Origin of the sequence: Xanthobacter sp. 126 (assembly GCF_000526175.1) — a bacterium.
In the GTDB taxonomy this organism is placed as follows: Bacteria; Pseudomonadota; Alphaproteobacteria; order Rhizobiales; family Xanthobacteraceae; genus Xanthobacter; species Xanthobacter aminoxidans.
In genome coordinates this window covers 1,768,301-1,786,587 of the sequence record NZ_JAFO01000001.1, presented here as the reverse complement: position 1 = coordinate 1,786,587, position 18,287 = coordinate 1,768,301, and the positions used below count along the sequence as shown (strand labels likewise).

The 18,287-nt window shown below is 69.5% G+C and carries 16 protein-coding genes; 13 read left to right on the top strand and 3 right to left on the bottom strand.

Going from position 1 to position 18,287, the window contains the following annotated elements:
- Positions 1-12 precede the first annotated feature (12 nt).
- Genes XAN126_RS26135 through XAN126_RS0108495 form a run of 5 tightly spaced genes read left to right on the top strand, consistent with a single transcriptional unit; the run spans position 13 to position 6,533 of the window.
- Positions 13-999 carry a DUF58 domain-containing protein gene (locus tag XAN126_RS26135; protein WP_024278169.1) on the top strand — a complete coding sequence of 329 codons (987 nt, stop codon included), beginning with the start codon at positions 13-15 and terminating at the stop codon, positions 997-999.
- Positions 996-1,631, top strand: coding sequence for a DUF4381 domain-containing protein (locus XAN126_RS26985; RefSeq protein ID WP_024278168.1), 636 nt, complete (start codon positions 996-998; stop codon positions 1,629-1,631). The genes XAN126_RS26135 and XAN126_RS26985 overlap by 4 nt, the downstream gene beginning before the upstream one ends.
- Positions 1,628-2,686 (top strand): VWA domain-containing protein, encoded by a 1,059-nt coding sequence (locus tag XAN126_RS0108505; protein WP_024278167.1) that lies wholly within the window; start codon positions 1,628-1,630, stop codon positions 2,684-2,686. Before XAN126_RS26985 ends, XAN126_RS0108505 begins: the two co-directional genes overlap by 4 nt.
- Positions 2,686-4,737: a VWA domain-containing protein gene (locus tag XAN126_RS0108500; RefSeq protein WP_024278166.1), complete on the top strand. Its 2,052-nt coding sequence runs from the start codon at positions 2,686-2,688 to the stop codon at positions 4,735-4,737. The genes XAN126_RS0108505 and XAN126_RS0108500 overlap by 1 nt, the downstream gene beginning before the upstream one ends.
- Entirely contained in the window at positions 4,734-6,533 is a 1,800-nt protein-coding gene (locus XAN126_RS0108495; RefSeq protein ID WP_024278165.1) for a BatD family protein, read from the top strand. Before XAN126_RS0108500 ends, XAN126_RS0108495 begins: the two co-directional genes overlap by 4 nt.
- 88 nt (positions 6,534-6,621) lie before the next feature.
- On the opposite strand, the gene XAN126_RS0108490 is transcribed toward XAN126_RS0108495, so the two are convergent.
- A complete protein-coding gene (locus XAN126_RS0108490; protein ID WP_024278164.1) occupies positions 6,622-7,515 on the bottom strand; it encodes a LysR substrate-binding domain-containing protein in 894 nt (297 codons plus the stop codon).
- A 127-nt stretch (positions 7,516-7,642) separates the two neighbouring features.
- Between XAN126_RS0108490 and XAN126_RS0108485 the strand changes: the two genes are divergently transcribed.
- From XAN126_RS0108485 to XAN126_RS0108455, 7 genes are all read left to right on the top strand, one after another.
- Positions 7,643-8,353, top strand: a complete 711-nt coding sequence (locus XAN126_RS0108485; protein ID WP_024278163.1) for an isochorismatase family protein — start codon at positions 7,643-7,645, stop codon at positions 8,351-8,353.
- A gap of 231 nt (positions 8,354-8,584) precedes the next feature.
- Positions 8,585-9,652 (top strand): extracellular solute-binding protein, encoded by a 1,068-nt coding sequence (locus XAN126_RS0108480; RefSeq protein ID WP_024278162.1) that lies wholly within the window; start codon positions 8,585-8,587, stop codon positions 9,650-9,652.
- Positions 9,653-9,663: 11 nt separating this feature from the next.
- Positions 9,664-10,590 carry an ABC transporter permease gene (locus XAN126_RS0108475; protein ID WP_081762574.1) on the top strand — a complete coding sequence of 309 codons (927 nt, stop codon included), beginning with the start codon at positions 9,664-9,666 and terminating at the stop codon, positions 10,588-10,590.
- 7 nt (positions 10,591-10,597) lie between these two features.
- On the top strand, positions 10,598-11,404 hold the full coding sequence (locus XAN126_RS0108470; protein WP_024278160.1) for an ABC transporter permease: 807 nt from the start codon (positions 10,598-10,600) through the stop codon (positions 11,402-11,404).
- A 12-nt stretch (positions 11,405-11,416) separates the two neighbouring features.
- Positions 11,417-12,472 carry an ABC transporter ATP-binding protein gene (locus XAN126_RS0108465; protein WP_024278159.1) on the top strand — a complete coding sequence of 352 codons (1,056 nt, stop codon included), beginning with the start codon at positions 11,417-11,419 and terminating at the stop codon, positions 12,470-12,472.
- 41 nt (positions 12,473-12,513) lie between these two features.
- Complete coding sequence (locus XAN126_RS0108460; protein WP_024278158.1) at positions 12,514-13,488, top strand: dipeptidase; 975 nt, start codon at positions 12,514-12,516, stop codon at positions 13,486-13,488.
- A 175-nt stretch (positions 13,489-13,663) separates the two neighbouring features.
- Complete coding sequence (locus XAN126_RS0108455) at positions 13,664-14,194, top strand: 4-vinyl reductase (RefSeq protein ID WP_024278157.1); 531 nt, start codon at positions 13,664-13,666, stop codon at positions 14,192-14,194.
- Between the two features lie 70 nt (positions 14,195-14,264).
- On the opposite strand, the gene XAN126_RS0108450 is transcribed toward XAN126_RS0108455, so the two are convergent.
- A complete protein-coding gene (locus XAN126_RS0108450) occupies positions 14,265-15,749 on the bottom strand; it encodes a carbohydrate porin (protein WP_024278156.1) in 1,485 nt (494 codons plus the stop codon).
- 393 nt (positions 15,750-16,142) lie between these two features.
- On the opposite strand from XAN126_RS0108450, the gene XAN126_RS0108445 reads away from it, so the two are divergent.
- On the top strand, positions 16,143-17,306 hold the full coding sequence (locus XAN126_RS0108445; RefSeq protein ID WP_024278155.1) for a GGDEF domain-containing protein: 1,164 nt from the start codon (positions 16,143-16,145) through the stop codon (positions 17,304-17,306).
- Here the strand turns inward: XAN126_RS0108445 and XAN126_RS0108440 are convergent.
- Entirely contained in the window at positions 17,273-18,199 is a 927-nt protein-coding gene (locus XAN126_RS0108440; RefSeq protein WP_245272232.1) for a CoA ester lyase, read from the bottom strand. The genes XAN126_RS0108445 and XAN126_RS0108440 overlap by 34 nt on opposite strands.
- Positions 18,200-18,287 lie beyond the last annotated feature (88 nt).

Here is an 18,287-nt window from a genome sequence, read left to right as displayed (position 1 = left end):
GCGACACACGCCATGGCCGAGCGCGATCCGCTCCGGGGCGTCGTCGCCCGCCTCGCCGACCTGGTGGCGGCGCGTCCGCGCGTCCAGGGCGGCTTCTCGGGCGGCAAGCGCGTCAGTAGCCAGCTCTACGGGGGCCACAGCTCCTCCTTCCGCGGCCGCGGCATGGAGTTCGACGAGGTGCGCGTCTACCATCCCGGCGACGACGTGCGCACCATCGACTGGCGGGTCACGGCCCGCACCGGCAAGACGCACACCAAGCTGTTCCAGGAGGAGCGCGAGCGCCCGGTGCTGGTGCTGGTGGATGCCCGCGCCTCCATGCGCTTCGGCACCCGCGACTGCTTCAAGTCGGTTCTGGCGGCGAAGGCGGCGGCGGTGCTGGCGTGGATCGGCATCGGCGGCGGCGACCGGGTGGGCGGGCTGGTGCTCTCCCCCTCCGGTATCATCGCGCTGCGCGCCGAGCGCACCCGGCGGCGCATCCTCGCCTTCGTGCGCTCCATCGCCGACGCCACAGCCGAGCGCCTCGGCCCACCCGGCTCCGAACCGACGCTGAGCGAGGCGCTGGCGCGGCTGCGGCCGCTGGTGAAGCCCGGCACGCTCATCTTCCTCGTCTCCGACTTCGCCGACCTCGACGAGCACGCCGCCCGCGAACTCGGCCGCATCGCGCTGGACGGGCACGTCACCTGCCTGTTCGTCTATGACCGGCTGGAGACGCAGATGCCCTCCGGCGGCGTCTTCCCCGTCACCGACGGGATAGCGGTCGCCCGGCTCGACGACAGCCGCGCGGCGCAGCGGGAGGGCTATGCCCGCCGCTTCGCCGAACGGCGCGGCGCGCTGGAGCGGCTGTGCCGCGAGCGCGGCCTCACCTTGATGGACCTCGAAACCGGCTGCGACCCAGCGGAAGTTCTCAATCCCGAGCGGATGCGGCAGGCGGCGGCCTCCGCCCGAGCGGGCGCAGCCGGGGCCATCGCGCCCGGCGCAGGACGGACGGTGGCGCGATGACCACCCCCGCCATCCCGCCCGCACCCACCGCACCAGGGGCGGCCGCCGGCCCCACCCAGCTCATTGCGCCCGGCGGTGCTCCGGCGGCGACACCGCCCAATTTCCAGACGCCCGATTTCCTCAACGGAGCGCCGCCTGCCCCGCCCGTGCCGGGCTCGGCCGAGGACCCGCTGGCGGCGCTGCGCGACATCCATCTGCCCCCGGACGTGCCCCTCTTTCCGCTGGCGCCGGGCTGGTACGTGCTGGCCGGGCTGGTGGTGCTGGTGCTCATCGTCCTCGCCGTGCGCGAATGGCGCTGGCGGCAGACGCTCGCCTACAAGGCCCTGAAGATGTTCGATGCCGAGGTTGGCCGCGCCGAACCGGACGACACCCACGCCGTCGCGGTCGCCGCCTCGGACGTGCTGCGCCGACTGGTGCGCGCCGAGTCCGGCGAGGCGAAGGCGACGCTCACCGGCGAGGCCTGGGCCCGCCTGCTCGTCACCGGCCGCGCGCCCTTCGCCCCGCGTGAGGCCGCCTTCCTCGCCCGCGCCCCCTACATGCCGGCGCAGACGGCGGAGCAGGTCGCCGCCGGCAGCATCACCCCCGACACCCTCGCCGACGCGGTGCGGCGCCATATCCGGGCGCGCCGATGATCACGCTCGCCTGGCCCTGGATGCTGGCACTGCTGCCGGTCCCCCTCCTCGCTTACTTTGCGATACCCCGCGCCCGCGAGCAGAAGGCCGGCGCGCTGCGCCTGCCCTTCTTCGCCGCGCTCGCCCGGGCCGGGCTGGTGACGCCCGGCCGGCCAGCCTGGAGCAAGACGCGCCTTGCCGCGCTCGCCTTCATCTGGACGCTGCTCGTGGTCGCCGCCGCCCAGCCCATGTATGTGGGCCGGCCGGTGGAGGTTCCGGTGGAGGGGCGCGAGATCATGCTGGTCATCGATCTCTCCGCCTCCATGGCGCAGCGCGACCTCGCCCTCAACCAGCCGATGGACCGGCTGCAGGTGGTCAAGAAGGTGGCGGACGATTTCATCGCCCGCCGCGCCGGCGACCGGGTGGGCCTCATCCTGTTCAGCACCCGCGCCTATGTGCAGGCGCCCCTCACCCTCGACCGCCGGGCGGTGCGCGAACTGCTCGCCCAGGCCACCATCGGCATGACCGGGCGCAACACCTCCATCGGCGACGCCATCGGCCTCGCGGTGAAGACGCTGCGCGACGGGCCGGAGAAGGAGCGGGTGGTGGTGCTGCTGACCGATGGCGCCAACACGTCAGGCGTGCTCGATCCGCTCCAGGCCGCGGCCATCGCTGCCAAGGAGCACCTGCGCATCCACACCATCGGCGTCGGCTCCGATGCCGGGGAATTCATCCCCGGCGCGCCCATGAACCCGTCCTCGGACCTGGACGAGGGCGCGCTCAAAGCCATTTCCGGCCTCACCGGCGGCAAGTATTTCCGCGCCCGCGACCAGCAGGCCCTCGCCGGCATCTATGCCGAGATCGACAAGCTGGAGCCGGTGGCCGGCGACCCGCAATATGTGCGGCCGGCCCTCACCCTGTTCTTCTGGCCGCTCGGCGCCGCGCTGGTCGCGAGCTTCCTGTTCGCCGCCGCCTTGCTGCTGCGGCTGCCGGCGCGCGGCGCCGCCGAAGCGCCCGCGCCGCAGGACGGCCCGGCGGCCGATGCCCGGGCGCTGCCGGTTGCGGAGGCGCGCTGATGGCGAGTTTCCACTTCCTGCGGCCGGAATGGCTCCTGGCGCTGCTGCCCGCGGCAATCCTCGCGGGCCTGCTCCACCGCCGCCTGCGCGAAGGCAGCAACGACTGGGCGCGCGAGGTGGACCCGCACCTCCTCGCTCACCTCGCCTTGCCGGGACGGCGTGCCTCGGGCCAATGGCCGGCCGTGCTGCTGTTCGCCGGCTGGGTCGCCGCCGCCTTCGCCATGGCCGGCCCCACCTGGCAGAAGCTGCCGCAGCCGGTGACGAGCCGGCTCGATCCGCTGGTGATCGCGATCAACCTCTCGCCGACCATGAACGCCCCCGACGCCAGCCCCTCGCGCCTCGTCGCCGCCCGCTACAAGATGGCCGACGTGCTGCAGCAGATGCGCGGCAGCGAGGTCGCGCTGGTGCTCTATTCCGACATCCCATTCGCCGCCGCGCCGCTGACCGAGGACGCGCACGTGGTGGCGCAGATGCTGCCGGACCTCTCCACCAGCCTCATGCGCGGCAATGCCAACCGCCCGCAGGCCGCCATCGCCATGGCCGTCGACCTGCTGAAGGGGGCCGGGGCGGCCAGTGGGCGCATCCTGCTCGTCACCGACGGGCCGGGCGACGAGCCGGGCAAGACCCAGGCGGCGGCGAAGGCGGCCGCGGCGGAGGGCTATAAGGTCAACGTGATCGGCGTCGGCGCGGATGGCGCCAACGGCGCGCCGGCGGTGGACACCGCCGCCCTGAAGGCCATCGCCACCGCCGGACAGGGGGCCTATACGCCGCTCACCGCCGATGACCGCGACATCGCCGCGGCACTGCCCCCGGTGGCGACATCGAACAGCGCCGTCACCGACAGCGAAGGCTTCACCGCCGACGTGTGGGCGGACATGGGGCCTTACGTGCTGCTGCTCGCTCTGCTGCTCGCCCCCCTCGCCTTCCGGCGCGGCTGGATCGCCGTCCTCGCCATCACGGCCCTCGGCGGCCTCACGACGCCGCAGCGGGCGGAGGCGCAGACGATCCAGGAGACCGTGTCGCAGAACCTGCCAAAGAGCTGGGCCGACCTGTGGTGGCGGCCCGACCAGCAGGGCGCGGCGGACTACGCCCGGGGCGACTATTCCGCCGCTGCGCAGAAGTTTGAAGACCCCGCCTGGAAGGCCGATGCGCTCTACAAGGCCGGCGATTATTCCGGCGCCTCCGCCGCGCTCTCCCGCCTGCCGGGCCGCGACTACAACCACGGCAATGCGCTGGCGCGCGCCGGGCAGCTCAAGGAGGCGGTGGCCGCCTACGACAAGGCGCTGGCCGCAAACCCCGACGATGCCGACGCCAAGTTCAACCGCGACCTCGTCCAGAAGCTGATCGACGCGAAGAAGAAGCAAGAGGAAGAAAAGCAGAAACAGGACCAGAAGCAGAACCAGGCCGGCGGCGGCGGTGGGCAGGACCAGAACAAGGACCAGAAGCCCGACCCCAAGTCCGACCAGAAGCAGAAGCAGGACCAGAAGCCCGGCGGGGACAAGCCGCAGGACGCACAGAACAGCCCGCAGCCGGGTCCGCTCCCCCCGCCTGCGCCGCTGCCGCCGCGCCGTCCGTCCGAGCTGGCGCAGCAGCAGCCCGCCCCGCCCCGGCAGCCGCCGCAGGAGCCTCCCCCGCAGGAGCAGGCGCCGCCGCCCGCTTCCCCGCCGGCCCAGCCGCCGCTGCAAAATCCCCAGCAGCCTCCGTCCGAGCAGCCGGAGGCCATGGCCGGCGGCATACCCGCCGCGCCGGTGACGCCCAAGGAGCCGCCCCCGCCCATGCCGGACGACAAGGGCGACGGGCAGGAGGCGGGCAAGCAGGACCCCAACTCAGCCTTCGCCGCGCCCCCGCCCTCGCCCGCCCAGGTCGCCCAGCCCAAGCCGGCCCAGCCCGCGCCCCAGACGTCACCGACCGTGGCGTTCAGCGACGACGACCAGAGCCGCGAGCAGGCGCTGCGGCAGGTGCCGGACGATCCCGGCGGACTGCTGCGCGCGCGCATCCGCTCCCAATATACCGGCGCGCCCGTGTTCCTCTCCGAGGGGGACGCGCAATGATCCGTGCCGCGCTCCGTACAGGCCTGTTCTCCCTCGCCCTCGCGCTGTGGGCGACGGCAGGCCTCGCCGCATCCTTCAAGGCCACGGTGGAAAAGCCGCCGACGGACCAGGGCGACACCTTCGAGCTGGTGCTCAGCGTCATCGGCCGGGACAGCCTCGAGCCGCCCAACATCGCGCCGCTCAACAAGGATTTCGAGATCCTCGACCGCGGCAAGCGCAGCCGCATGGAGAGCCTGAACGGCCGCATGGTGGAGGTGAACGAGTGGGTGCTGACGCTGGCGCCCAAGCGGGCCGGCCATCTCGTCATCCCGGCGCTCACCCTCGGCAGCGAGACGAGCGCGCCCATCGAGATGAACGTGGCGCCGGGCTCCACCGCCGAGCCGCCGGACGACGGCCCCATCGCCCTCTCCGTGGATGTGCTGGGCACGCCGCCCTTCTATCTCCAGAGCGAGATTCCCGTGGTCGTGCGCATGTATGACCGCGTGGGCGCCCTGGAGGCGTCGGCCGACCAGCCGGCGGCGGACGGCGCCACCTTCACCCCCGACGGAGCGCTGAAGCGCTTTTCCCGCATCTACGGCCGCCAGCGCTACCGCGTGGTGGAGCTGCGCTATATCATGCGGCCGCAGCGCACCGGCACCATCCAGATCTCCTCGGTGGCCCTGCGCGCCTCCATTCCCACGTCCCCGCCCGGCGCGCAGGAGCAGGCGCGGGCGCTGGGCCGCCCCGCCATGCCGTGGCTCGGCGGCGGCTTCGATTCCGGCCGCAAGGTCACCGTATTCGCCAATCCGGTGGAGGTGACGATCCTGCCCCGCCCCACCGGCGTCACCGGATGGTTCCTGCCGGCCCGCGCGGTGCGCCTCAAGGAGACCTGGAGCAGCCCGCCGGCCAAGGCCAAGGTGGGTGTCGCCCTCACCCGCACGCTGCGGCTGGAGGTGCAGGGCGCGAGCCCCGCCCAGCTGCCGCCGCTGAAACCGGCGGAGACGGACGGCGTGCGCCAGTATGCCGACGAGGAGCATCCCGAGGCGGCCCAGGTGGGCGGCGCGCCCGGCGCCATCGCGGAAGTCCACATCAGCGTCGTGCCCACCCGTGCCGGATCGATCACGCTGCCCGCCATCACCGTGCCCTGGTGGAACATCACCACCAACCGCGCCGAGACGGCCCAGCTGCCGCCGGTGACGCTGCAGGTGGCGGGAGCGGCCGATCACGCCGGCATCACCCCGCCCCCGGCGCCGGCGGCGAAGTCCGCGCCCAAGCCGCAGGCGACGCCGGCCGACGACGACGCCCCCCTGCCCTGGCGAGACATCGCCGCCATCGCGCTGGTGGTGGTGATCATCGCCAGCTTCCTGCTGTTTTCCGGCCGGCGCGCCGGACGCAGGGCGAGCGCCCTTCCCCAGCCGCCGGAGCGTCCCGTCGTCGCCCCGCCTGCGAGGCCCGGCCGCCCGACGCCGCCGCGCCCCGCCGTGCGCCGGCCTAGGGTGATAGCGCCGGATGAAAGGGCCGCCGCCGGTGCGGTGGAAGCCGCGTGCAAGGCCGGCCACGCCACGGCCGCCTATCGCGCCTATCTGGACTGGAACCGCGCCTCAGGGCCGGGCCATGCGGGCACAGCCTCAGTCCGCACCCCGGCCATGGCGGCAGCGCTGCATGAGGTCAGCCGCCACCTTTATGCAGGGGAAGGGGACACCTGGGACGGCCGCGGCTTCCGCTCCGCCTTCGCCGCGGAGCGCAAGGCTGCCCTGAAACCGACGAAGGCACGCACCGCGCGGGGCCTCGCCCCGCTCTATCCGAAGGCGCGCTGAGGGGGCTGCGCTGCCCCTTCCCAGCCCGCGCGGCGCTTGAGCGAAAGCAACGCCAAAATCCCGCGCGGCGCTTGAGCGGAGGCAACGCTCAAGTCCCGCCCCACTCCCGTCGCATGTAATCGGTGAAGACCGTCACGGCCGGCGCGCGCACCGGGGTGGCCCAGGCGGCGCAGGTGATGAGCTTGTCGGCCACGTCATCGAGATCGCGGATGACGATGCCGCGCCGCTGCACATTCCGCACGCAGCTCGCATAGACCGACACCCCCGCCCCCGCCGCCACCAGCCCGAAGATGCCTTCGGAGGACGACGCCTCCTGCACGATGCGCGGGGTGAAGCCGGCACGGTGACAGACGGCGAAGAAGGCGGTGCGGAAGGCGCCCCAGTTCTCGCCAGAGCCCAGCACGAACGGCTGGTCGGCAAGGTCGGCGAGGCGCAGCACCCGCACGTTGGAGAGGGGATGGGTGATGGGGAGCAGCGCCACATAGCGATGGTCGTCGAAGGTGTAGCTCTCCATGCCCACCTCCTCGAACGGGCCGATCATGAAGCCGATATCGAGTCTGTCGGCGAGCAGCGCCTCCTGCTGCTTCAGCGTCGGAGAGAACGACAGCTCCAGCCGGATCTCCGGCCGGTAGCGGCTGAAGGTGTTGAGAAACTCCGGCAGGCGGCCGTTGATGGCAAAGTCCATGTAGCCGATGCGCAGCACGCCCACCTCGCCGCCCGCCGTGCGGCGCGCGCTGGTCACCGCCCGCTCCAGCCGGGCCAGCGCCTCGCGCCCCTCGGTGAGGAAGGCCTTGCCAGCCTCGGTGAGGGCAACCGTGCGGGTGGTACGGGCGAACAGCGGCACGCCCACGTCCTCCTCCAGGTCGCGGATGAGGCGGCTCATGCCCGGCTGGGTCATGTGGGCGCGCTGGGCGGCGCGGCCGAAATGCAGCTCCTCGGCAAGAATGACGAAGCAGCGGACATGGCGGAGGTCGAAGCGCATGCTCAATTCATACCACAAAAGATATCAATATGAGCCAAATTAGAATTTCCCATCGCGCCCGCCCTTGCCCAATCTCTGTCCTGCGAGCCCGGTGGCAACGGGCGTAAAACCATCAGGGATCAAGGACATGGCGTTCGAGGAAGACCTCGAGGCGGCGCTGGCGCGCGCCTTCGAGCAGGCAACCCAGCTCTACCAGCGCAACGGCTTCCAGCGGCGCGTGGGCTTCGGCCGACGGCCGGCGCTCATCAATGTGGACCTCGCCAATGCGTGGACCCGCCCGGGCAATCCCTTCACCTGCGACAAGATCGATGACGAGATCATCCCCGGCGTGCAGGCTCTGCTCGCCGCCTGCCGGCGTAACGGCCATCCGGTGGTCCACGTCACCACCTGCTACCAGGTGACCGACGAGACCAAGGCCGCCACCGACATGGGCCTGTGGCACCACAAGATCCCGATCGACGTGGTGGACCAGGCCAAGCCCGAGCTGTGGGCCATCGACAGCCGCATCGAGCCGGTCGCCGGCGAGCAGGTGCTCATCAAGAAGCGGGCCTCGGCCTTCCACGGCACCTATCTCGCCGGCTTCCTGCGCGCCAACAACGTGGACACCATCCTCGTCACCGGCGTCACCGCCTCGGCCTGCGTGCGCACCACCCTATGCGACGGCCTCGCCGAGGGCTTCCGTACCATCGCGGTGAAGGAGTGCATCGGCGACCGGGTGCCCGGCGCCGTAGCGTGGAACCTGTTCGACATCGACGCCAAGTTCGCCGACGTGGAGCCCCTGGAGCGCTGCATCGCCTATCTCGACGAAGTGGGCGGCAAGTCCAAGGCGGCCGCGTGACCCTCTCGAACCGCCGTCATGCCCCGGCTCGTCCGGGGCATCCACTCGACCGCACAAGCCCCCTCCGTCGGACGGGAGCCGTCCCGGCCTGCCCGTGGATCCCCCGGACAAGCCGGGGGATGACGGTTGGTCGTGGGGAAATGGCGCTTGCACACGAGTGATTTCCCGGTGGCGCCCCCCAGCGCCGCCGGCTTTCAGCGTTCGACTTCAAATCATAATCCAGAGGCGAACATGACCAAGCTCATCGACCAGTTCACCGGCGCCCCTTCCCGCCGCGCCGTCCTCGCCGGCCTCGGCGCCGGTGCGGCTGCGTTCTCCCTGACCGGCATCGCCCGCGCGCAGGACAAGACCCTCGTCGTCTCCAATTGGGGCGGCGATTGGAACGAGCGCACCATCAAGTTCGTGGAAGCCCCGCTCGTGGAGAGCAAGGGCATCAAGATCGTCCGCGACCTCGGCATGGAGCCCGAGCGCAAGGCCAAGCTCATCGCCGAGAAGCGGCTGCGGCGCGGCACCATCGACGTCATCCACATCAACGAGGGCGACAGCGTCGAGCTGTACGGGCAGGAGGTGATCGAGACCATCGATTTCTCCAAGGTGCCGAACTATGCGGACGTGGTGCCGGCGCTGAAGTCCAAGCCCTTCTTCGTACCGTGGCTCTACAGCGGCGTGACCATCATCTACAACAAGGACAAGGTGCCGAACCCGCCCAAGTCCTATGCCGAGCTGTGGGACAAGAAATGGGCCGGCAAGATCGGCCTCACCAACCAGCTCTATTTCAACTACATCATGATGGCCGGCCTCATCAAAGGCGGCAACGTCACCAATACCGAGGAAGGCAAGGCCCGCCTCATCGAGCTGAAGGAGCTCACCCAGCCGCGCATCTATGCCGCGCACCAGCAGCTCGGCGCAGGTCTCGTCAATGGCGAGGTGGACATCGCGGTGAACTACAAGGCGCGCGGCCTGCAATGGGCCAATGACGGCGCCCCCCTCGCCATCGGCTACCCGTCCGAAGGCGCCATCGCGGTGATGTTCGGCGCCGCCCTGCCGAAGAAGGCACCGAGCCCCGAGTTGTCCTACATCTATTTCAACGCCATGCTGGACCCGAAGGCCATGGCTGGCCTTGCCGGGGCGAGCTTCTACGCGCCGGCCAACGGCAAGGCGGAGCTTTCGCCCGAACTCAAGGCGAAGGTCGACTTCACCGCCGCCGAAGCCGCCGCGCTGAAGTTTCCCGATTACGCGCACGTGGCCAAGAATACGGCGGAATGGCTGGAGTGGTGGAACAAGAACATCGCCCGCTGAGCGAGGCGCCCATGACCTCCTCGGCAACCTCCGGTGCCACCGCGCCGGTGGCGACAGCTTCCCCGCCCGCACCACGCGGGCGGGAGGGGCGGCTGCTCGCCCCCGCCTACGGCCTCACGGCGCCGGCCACGATCTTCGTGCTGCTGGCGCTGATGGGGCCGCTCGCGCTCATGTTCCGCTATTCACTGAACCGGTTCGTGCCGGGGCAGATGATGGTGGAGGCGCTGACGCTGGATAATTACGCCCGCTTCTTCGCCGACAGCTTCTACCAGGAGGTGCTCGGCACCACGCTCTGGATCTCCGCCCTCTCCACCCTCCTCTGCCTCGTGGCGGGCTTCCCGGTCGCCTACTTTCTCGTGCGGCAGGCGAGCGACAAATGGAAGGGGCGCCTCCTCCTGCTCATCGTGCTGCCGCTGCTCATGGGCAATGCCGTGCGGACGGCAGCGTGGATGGTCATCCTTGGCGACAAGGGGCTGTTCAACGCGGTGATCGAGACCGTCGGTCTGTCGCCGGTGAAGCTGATGTACACGCCCACCGCCGTGGTCATCGGCCTTGTCTCGGTGCTGCTGCCCTTCATGATCGTGACGCTCCAGAGCGTCATCGAGGGCATCGACGCGAACCTTGAATCCGCCGCCCAGTCGCTCGGCGCCTCGCATCTCACCGTGCTGTGGCGCGTGGTGCTGCCGCTCGCTTTGCCCGGCATCCTCGCCGGAACGATGCTTTGCTTCATCCTCTCAATGAACGCCTATGCGACGCCGGTGCTCATCGGCGGACCGAGCTTCCACATGATGGCGCCCACGGTCTACCAGCAGGTGGCCAAGGCCATGAACTGGCCCTTCGGCGCGGCGCTCGCCTTCGTGCTGATGGCGGTGACTTTGGTGCTCACCACCACCGCCAACGTCCTGGTGCAGCGCCGCTACCGGCGCTGGAGCGAGTGAGGAACCGATGGGACTTCTCGCCGTCAACCGCATCTATGCCGCCATCACCGCCCTGGTGCTCGCCTTCGTGGTGCTGCCGCTGGGCGCGGTGATCTGGGTCAGCTTCTTCGCCAACCGCATCCTCTCCTTCCCGGCCACCGGCTACACGCTGGACTGGTACGTGCGCGCCTGGCAGCTCGACTCCTTCCGCAACGGCTTCACCACCAGCGTCGAGACGGCGTTGGTGGCGGTGGCCCTCTCGCTGGCGCTCGGCGTGCCGGCGAGCCTTGCTCTGGTGCGCTACCGCTTCCCCGGGCGCGACGCCATCCAGACCCTGCTGCTCTCGCCCATGGTGGTGCCGGGCATCGTCGGCGGCGCCGCACTGTTCATGGCCTTCATCGAGCTGGAGATCCTGCTGGACGTGGACATTTCCGGCACGCTGCCGGGCCTGTTCGTCGCCCACGGCCTCATCGCATTGCCGTGGACCGTACGCCTCGTCACCGCCTCGCTGGTGGGCATGAGCCCCTCCTACGAGGAGGCGGCGCAATCGCTGGGGGCGGGCCGGCTCACCACCTTCTTCCGGGTGACACTGCCCATCATCAAGCCGGGCATCGTGGCGGCGGCGCTGTTCTCCTTCGTCATCTCCTTCATCGATCTGGAAAAGTCGATCTTCCTTGTGGGGCCGGGGCGCACCACGCTGCAGATCGCGCTCGTCTCCTATCTCGAGTGGAATCTGGATTCGACGGTGGCGGCGGTGGCCACCGTGCAGATCCTCATCATCGGCGTGCTGCTCCTGGTGTCGGACCGCTACGCCCGCCTCTCCCGCGCCTTCTGAGGAGCCAGCCACATGTCCGATGTCGTGCTGCAATCCATCGTCAAGCGCTACGACGCCATGACCGCCGTGGACCATGTGTCCCTCACCATCGGCGAGGGGGAGCTGGTGGCGCTGCTCGGCCCCTCCGGCTGCGGCAAGACCACGACGCTGCGCATGGTGGGCGGCTTCATCCCCGTCACCGAGGGCCGCATCCTCGTGGGCGGGCGTGACCTCACCCACCTGCCGCCGAACAAGCGCAACATGGGCTTCGGCTTCCAGAACTACGCGCTGTTCCCGCACATGAGCGTGGCGGAGAACGTCGCGTTCGGGCTGGAGATGCGCAAGCTTCCCAAGGCCGAGATCGCGGCGAAGGTGAAGACCGCCCTCGACCGGGTGAAGCTCTCCCACCTCGCCGAGCGCCTGCCCAAGCAGCTCTCCGGCGGCCAGCAGCAGCGCGTGGCGCTGGCCCGCGCCCTCGTGATCGAGCCGGACGTGCTGCTTCTGGACGAGCCGCTCTCCAACCTCGACGCCCAGCTGCGTCACGAGATGAAGACCGAGATCCGCACCCTGCAACAGCAGCTCGGCATCACCACCATCTTCGTCACCCACGATCAGGACGAGGCGCTCTCGGTGGCCGACCGGGTGGTGCTCATGCGCGCCGGCAGGATCGAGCAGCAGGGCGCGCCGGACGATCTCTTCGGCCGTCCCGCATCGCGCTTCGCCGCCGAGTTTATGGGGGTGACGAACCTGCTTCCCGGCGAACTCACCGGCGTCGGCTGCTTCCGGCTGGCGGGGGGCCAGGAGGTGCGCGTGGCGCCGGCCGGCGTTTCCGGCGACCTCTCCCTCGCCGTGCGGCCGGAGCGGCTGGTGCTGGACGGCGCGGAGGAGGACCACAACGCGCTTCCCGCCGTGGTGGAACTCGCCACCTATCGCGGCCTCGTCATCGACTATCGCGTGGCGACCGCCTCCGGCCTCGTCCTCATCGCCCGCCGCCCTTCACCCGCCGTCGGCGGCCCAGCGCCGCTCCAGCCTGGCCAGCCCGTGCGCGTCTCATGGCACCCAAACGCCGGAACGCTGGTGGCGGCCTGAGCTTTCCCGAATTTTCGCGTCCCAATAAAGGGGAAAACCCGGTGTCCGACCTCCACGACAAGCTCATCGTCATCGACGGGCTCATCATCTCCGACTTCTCCCGTCCGGTCTTCGAGGACATGCGCAAGGGCGGCCTCACCGCCGCCAACTGCACCTGCTCCATCTGGGACAACTTCACCGAGACGATGCGCAACATCGCCCGGTGGAAGAAGGATTTCGCGGCGAATGCGGACCTCATCTCGCAGGTCTACACCACCGCCGACATCCTGAAGGCGAAAGAGGAGGGCAAGACCGGCATCATCCTCGGCTGGCAGAACACCACCGCCATCGAGGACCACCTGGAATATCTCGAGCTGTTCCACGAGCTGGGCGTGCGCATCATCCAGATGACCTACAACACCCAGAACTGGGTGGGCTCCGGCTGCTACGAGGGCCGCGACAGCGGCCTCTCCGATTTCGGCCGCGACGTGGTGGCGGAGATGAACCGCCTCGGCATCCTGTGCGACCTCTCCCACGTCGGCCCGAAGACCTCGGAAGACACCATCCTCGCCTCCAAGCAGCGCGTCGCCTATTCGCACTGCCTGCCGGCCGGCCTCAAGGCGCACCCGCGCAACAAGACCGACGAGCAGCTGCGCTTCATCGCCGACAAGGGCGGCTTCATCGGCGTCACCATGTTCCCGCCCTTCCTGAAGAAGGGGCCGGCCTCCACCGTCGCGGACTATGTGGAGGCGATGGAATACGTCATCGATATCGCCGGCGAGGACATGGTTGGCGTTGGCACCGACTTCACCCAGGGCTACGGCAAGCCCTTCTTCGACTGGATCACCCACGACAAGGGCAATGGCCGCAAGCTCACCGACTTCGGCGAGGTCATCAATCCCGAGGGCTTCCGCGTGATCGGCGACTTCCCCAACCTCACCGCGGCGATGGAGAAGCGCGGCTGGTCCACGGGGCGCATCGAGAAGGTGATGGGTGGAAACTGGCTGCAATTGCTGAAGGATGTGTGGGGGAAGTGAGAAGGACACGTCCTTTGCGTTTGCCCGCTTTGATGCTTTGAGCGGTCGTCATCCCCCGGCTTGTCCGGGGGATCCACCGGGCCGACAAAACGGCGCATCCATTCGTGAAGCGGGCAAGCGGAACAGTGGATCCCCCGGACAAGCCGGGGGATGACAGTGCACAAGCGAGGCACCCATGGCGAAGCCCGAAGTCGAGATCGACGTGGACCCCGAGACCGGCCGCTGGTTCGTGGACAAGATGCCCATGATCCTGGTGCCGCAGCACTTCTACAACAACAACCACTTCGCCATCGAGGCGGCGCTGGGGGCGGAGGGGTTCGACGCCGCCCTCGCGCCGGCCGGCCGGCTCTCGGCCTTCGTGTGGTGCGAGCGGCAGGCCGAGGTCTATGGCCTTTCCGGCGCCGACGTATTCGCGCACTACATGAAACGGCTGTCGCAGCGCGGCTGGGGGCGCTTCTCCATCCGCGCGCTGGACTCGGCGGCGGGGACGGCGACGATCCGGCTCGATCACTCCTCCTTCGTCACCGAGGCGACAAAGGGCGCGGGCCGCAAGCTCTGCTACATGTTCGCGCCGTGGCTGGCCGGAGCGCTGGAATTCGTCTGCGAGCAGGCGTGCGCACCGCGCCGGCTTCAGGCCCGCGAGGTGCAATGCGCCGCCGAGGGCTTCGACCACTGCCTGTTCGAGGTGGCTCCCGCCGCAGATTGAGCGCCAGCCACGACGCCGGACGCAAAAAAGCCGGGCGACCTCGCGGCCGCCCGGCTTTTCTTTGGATCGATCAGTAGTTGATGGTGGTGCGCACGCCGAACACGGCGGCATTCTTCACGAGCGAGATGCCGAGGGGATCGTTCGGGTTGAGCACGCCGCCGCCGGGGTTCCAGATGTACTGGAAGTCGGGCTGGATGGTCCAACCGGGCATCACCTGCGCCGAATAGGTCACTTCCAGCACCGTCTCGCTGCTGCGGATGGGGTAGTAGGACCCGTTGTAGAGCGCGGTGTAGAGGTCGGCCTGCTGGGCCGCGTTGGTCACACGCGCATTGCCGAAGGCGACGCCGAACGAGTCGTCCTCGCGGCCCGGGACGAGGCCCTTGAAGGTGATGCCGCCATCCCAGTAGAAGCCGAGCTGATTCTGCTCGCTCGGCGCCGCCGTCACACGCCCGAAGACGCTGATGCCCTTGTCCTTAGTGCCGGGCTTGCGCCAGATCATCTGGTCGATGATGGCGTAGAAAGCGTAGTCACCCTGGATCTGGTTGGGCAGGCCGATGGAAGCGGGGCTCGCCAGCGGCACGCCGAAGATGTCGTAGACTTGGCTGTTGAACGAATTGGAATTGTACCAGCCACCCACCTTCACGGTGCCGGGCAGCCAGGCGGCGTTCTCGGCCTTGTTGTAGCTGTAGGCCACTTCGCCGATCACGAACACGCCCTGATCGACGATGAAGTTCAGGCCATACTTGTTCTCTTCCTGGGGGTCGCCGCAGCAGGGCGCGGGATTGCCGTTGAACAGGCCGACGAGCACCGTCCACTCGTCGTTCGGCACCCACTTCACGCGCACGCCGGGGGTGGCGAGGGGATAGGCGGGACCGCCGCTCGGCAGGTCGGCGGCGAACAGGGCCGGCCAGCCGAAGGTGGAGTTCAGGAACAGCGAGCCGTTGTCCGAGATGGCGAATTCCGAATCGGCGGAAAGCTGGCCGAAGCGGATGGAGGACTTGCCGTCACCGAACGCCTGCTCGATGTACAGCTCGAACAGGCGGGTGGTGGAGAGGGCGTCCACGTTGCTGACGCCCATGATGTTGCCGAGATACTGGCCGGAGAAGCCCGAGCCCTGGATCTGCAGCACGCTGGCGTGGAAGGTCGCGCCCTTCCAGTTGAACAGCTTGTCGAGGTCCGCATCGAGGGAGAACTGGAAGCGGCCGTTATAGGCGGTGCCGGTGCCCAGGCCGCCCTCGGTGTTACGCCAGAGTTCGCCGATATAGTTCACGCCGATCTTGATGCCCGCTTCGGCGAGCTTGGGACGGTAGCCGCCCCAGTCGCCCAGCCAGCCGAGCTGCGGGGCGATGGAGGGCTCGGCCTCCTCTTCGGCGGGAGCGGCTGCGGCCGGCGCCTTGGTCGCCATGTCGGCGGCGTGCGCGGTGCCGAGCAGGGGGGCGCCCAGCAGCGCACCGGCGGCGACGCCGGCGAGGAGATAGCGGGCAAGGAGGGTCCGCGTACCCGGAAGGTCCCCGCGGCTGCCGCGGGCGGCGGTCCGAAACACGGTGTCCAGCATCTTAAATTCCCCCACATCGCAAGCCGGCGGCGAAGCCCCGATCAGGGTCGCGCGACTGCCGAAAGCCTGAACAGCACCCGCCCGGCCCACGAAGGCCCGCAAATCGCCGCTAATGAGCCCGGATTGGGGGTGAGCGGCCCCGCTTTGTCAATCGCCGAAGTCCCCTTATTGATATAGAATATCTCTAAACTAGCGGTATCGAAATGCGGGCCCAATTTCGGCCTGTGTAAGAAAAACGTCGATATCCATTAGACTTGCCTGACATCAATCTGTTACCACCAATCTCGCTCGCCCTCGCGGCGGCACCGAGAGGCATGATCGATCGTCCGGGAATGTGGTAACTATGCAACGCGCCTCGCTGGCAAAATGCCGAGGATGGCCCCCGAGCGCGCCATGACCGACGCCACATTTTTGCTGCTCATCAATTGCGCGATCGGCCTGACCTTCGCTGCGGCATTTCTTGCCATCTCCTGGCGCTCGTCGGTGGAACTGGGGCGCTGGTGCGCCGCGGCCTTCGTCTGCGCCGCCGCCACCGTGCTCATCGAGGCACTGGCGCCGGATATCCCCTCGGTCAGGCTCGCCTCGACCCTCTCGTTCGGATCGCTCATGGCGGCGCTGTCCCTGATCGCGGCGGGGCTGCGGCGCCATTACCGGCCTGATTCGCGCCTCGGCTGGCTCGGCGCGGCGGCGCTCCTCGCTGCGGCCTTCACGGCGCTTGCGGGCGTCGACCTGCCGCGCGGAGGCTGGGCGCAGGCGCTGACCTATCAACTGCCCTTCGCGGCCATCCTCGCATTCGCCGCCGGCACCGTGCTGCGACACGCGCCCGGGCGGGCGGTGGACCTTGTCCTCGCGGGCGTGCTGGGGCTCTGCGCTCTGCAGTTCGCGGCGAAAGCGGTTCTCATTCCGCTCGACGGGGCCGATAATGGGGTGCGGGACTATCTGACGAGCGCCTATGCCCGTTATTCGCAGACGGCCGGCAGCATCCTGTCGCTCATGCTCGGCGTGGCGCTGCTCGCGCTCGTGGTGAGGGAGGTCATCGCCGAAGCCACCGGGCGGCTGGAGCGGGACGGCCTCTCCGGTGTCCTCACGCGCACGGCCTTCCTAGAACGCGCGGAGCGCCTCGCGGAAGCCGCGCCGCCGGGCACCCGCATCGGCCTGCTGCTCTGCGACCTCGATCATTTCAAGGCGATCAACGACAGGTTCGGCCACCCGGCCGGCGACGAGGTGATCCGGCGGTTCGGCGCGCTGCTCGCGGCCTGCGCGCGCCCGCGGGACCTGTGTGGCCGCATCGGCGGCGAGGAATTCTGCCTGCTGATGACCGCCGCCGATGTCGAGGCCCTCGCCCGCATCGCCGCCGCGCTGAGAACCGGGGCGGAGCAGATGCGCTTCGCCTGGCTACCGGAGGAGCGGCGCATCACCGCCAGCCTCGGCGGCACGCTGATCGCCCCCGGCGAGCCCCTCGCCTCCGCCATCCGCCGCGCCGACATCGCCCTCTACCAGGCCAAGGCGGACGGCCGGAACCGCTACCGGATGGCGGAACGCCCGGAAGCCGCCTGAGCGCCCTCCCCCAGCGCCGCCGCGCGCGCGAGCAGCCGCTTGGCCGAGAGATAGAACGGCACCTCGATGATGAAATCTCCCAGCCGCGCCCGGTCCTGACCGGCGGCGCGGGCCGCTTCGAAGGCCGCGACGATCTCCCCCGCCTCGGCGACAGCGGCGGGGGAAGGGGTCATCACCGTGTTGATGAGCGCGATGTGGCCGGGCTCCACGGCGCTCTTGGCGCTGTAGCCCAGCGCCCGGCCGGCGCGGGCATCGGCCTCGCAGCCCTCCAGATCGGCAAAGGTGTAGGGGCAGTCGATGGAGAGCACCTTCGCCGCCCGTGCTTCCAGATGCAGGCGCTGGCGGGCATAGGCCAGCTCCACGGCCGCGCGGCTGCGCGGCGCGTCGAGGTCTTCCGCGAGATCCTCGGTGGAGCACAAAACGGCCGTCACGCGCGGGCTGGCGGTGGCGATGGCATAGGTCTGCATGATGCCGCGCGCGGTCTCGATATTGGGCACGATCTCGATGGCGCCCGGCGGCAGGCCGAGCCGCGCTTCGTGCCGCGTGATCTCCGCATCCAGCGCTGCAACCTGGGACGGCTCGGCGATCTTCGGCAGATGGATCACGTCCGGCCGCCCCTCGATCACGCCGGCAAGGTCCGCGAGGCCATCGCCCTCCAGCGGATTGATGCGGACGCAGGCAAGGATGCCGGCCGCGCGCCACGCCGCCATCACTTCCGCCGACATGGCCCGGGCCGCGCCCCGCAGCTCGGGCGGCGTGAAATCCTCAAGCTCCTGGATGAGCGCATCCGCACCGCAGGAGGTCGCCTCCATGAGCGCACGCCGGGCGCCGCCGGGCGCGAACAGCCAGCTGCGCCTGAGCGCCGGCGGTCGGCGGAGCAGTTCCTGCGGCATCGGGCGCCCTCCCCTGTTTTCAATCGCCCACATGGCGTGTCCTCCCCGAGATAGGGAGATCAAGCCGGAAAGCGGGCGCGACACAAGG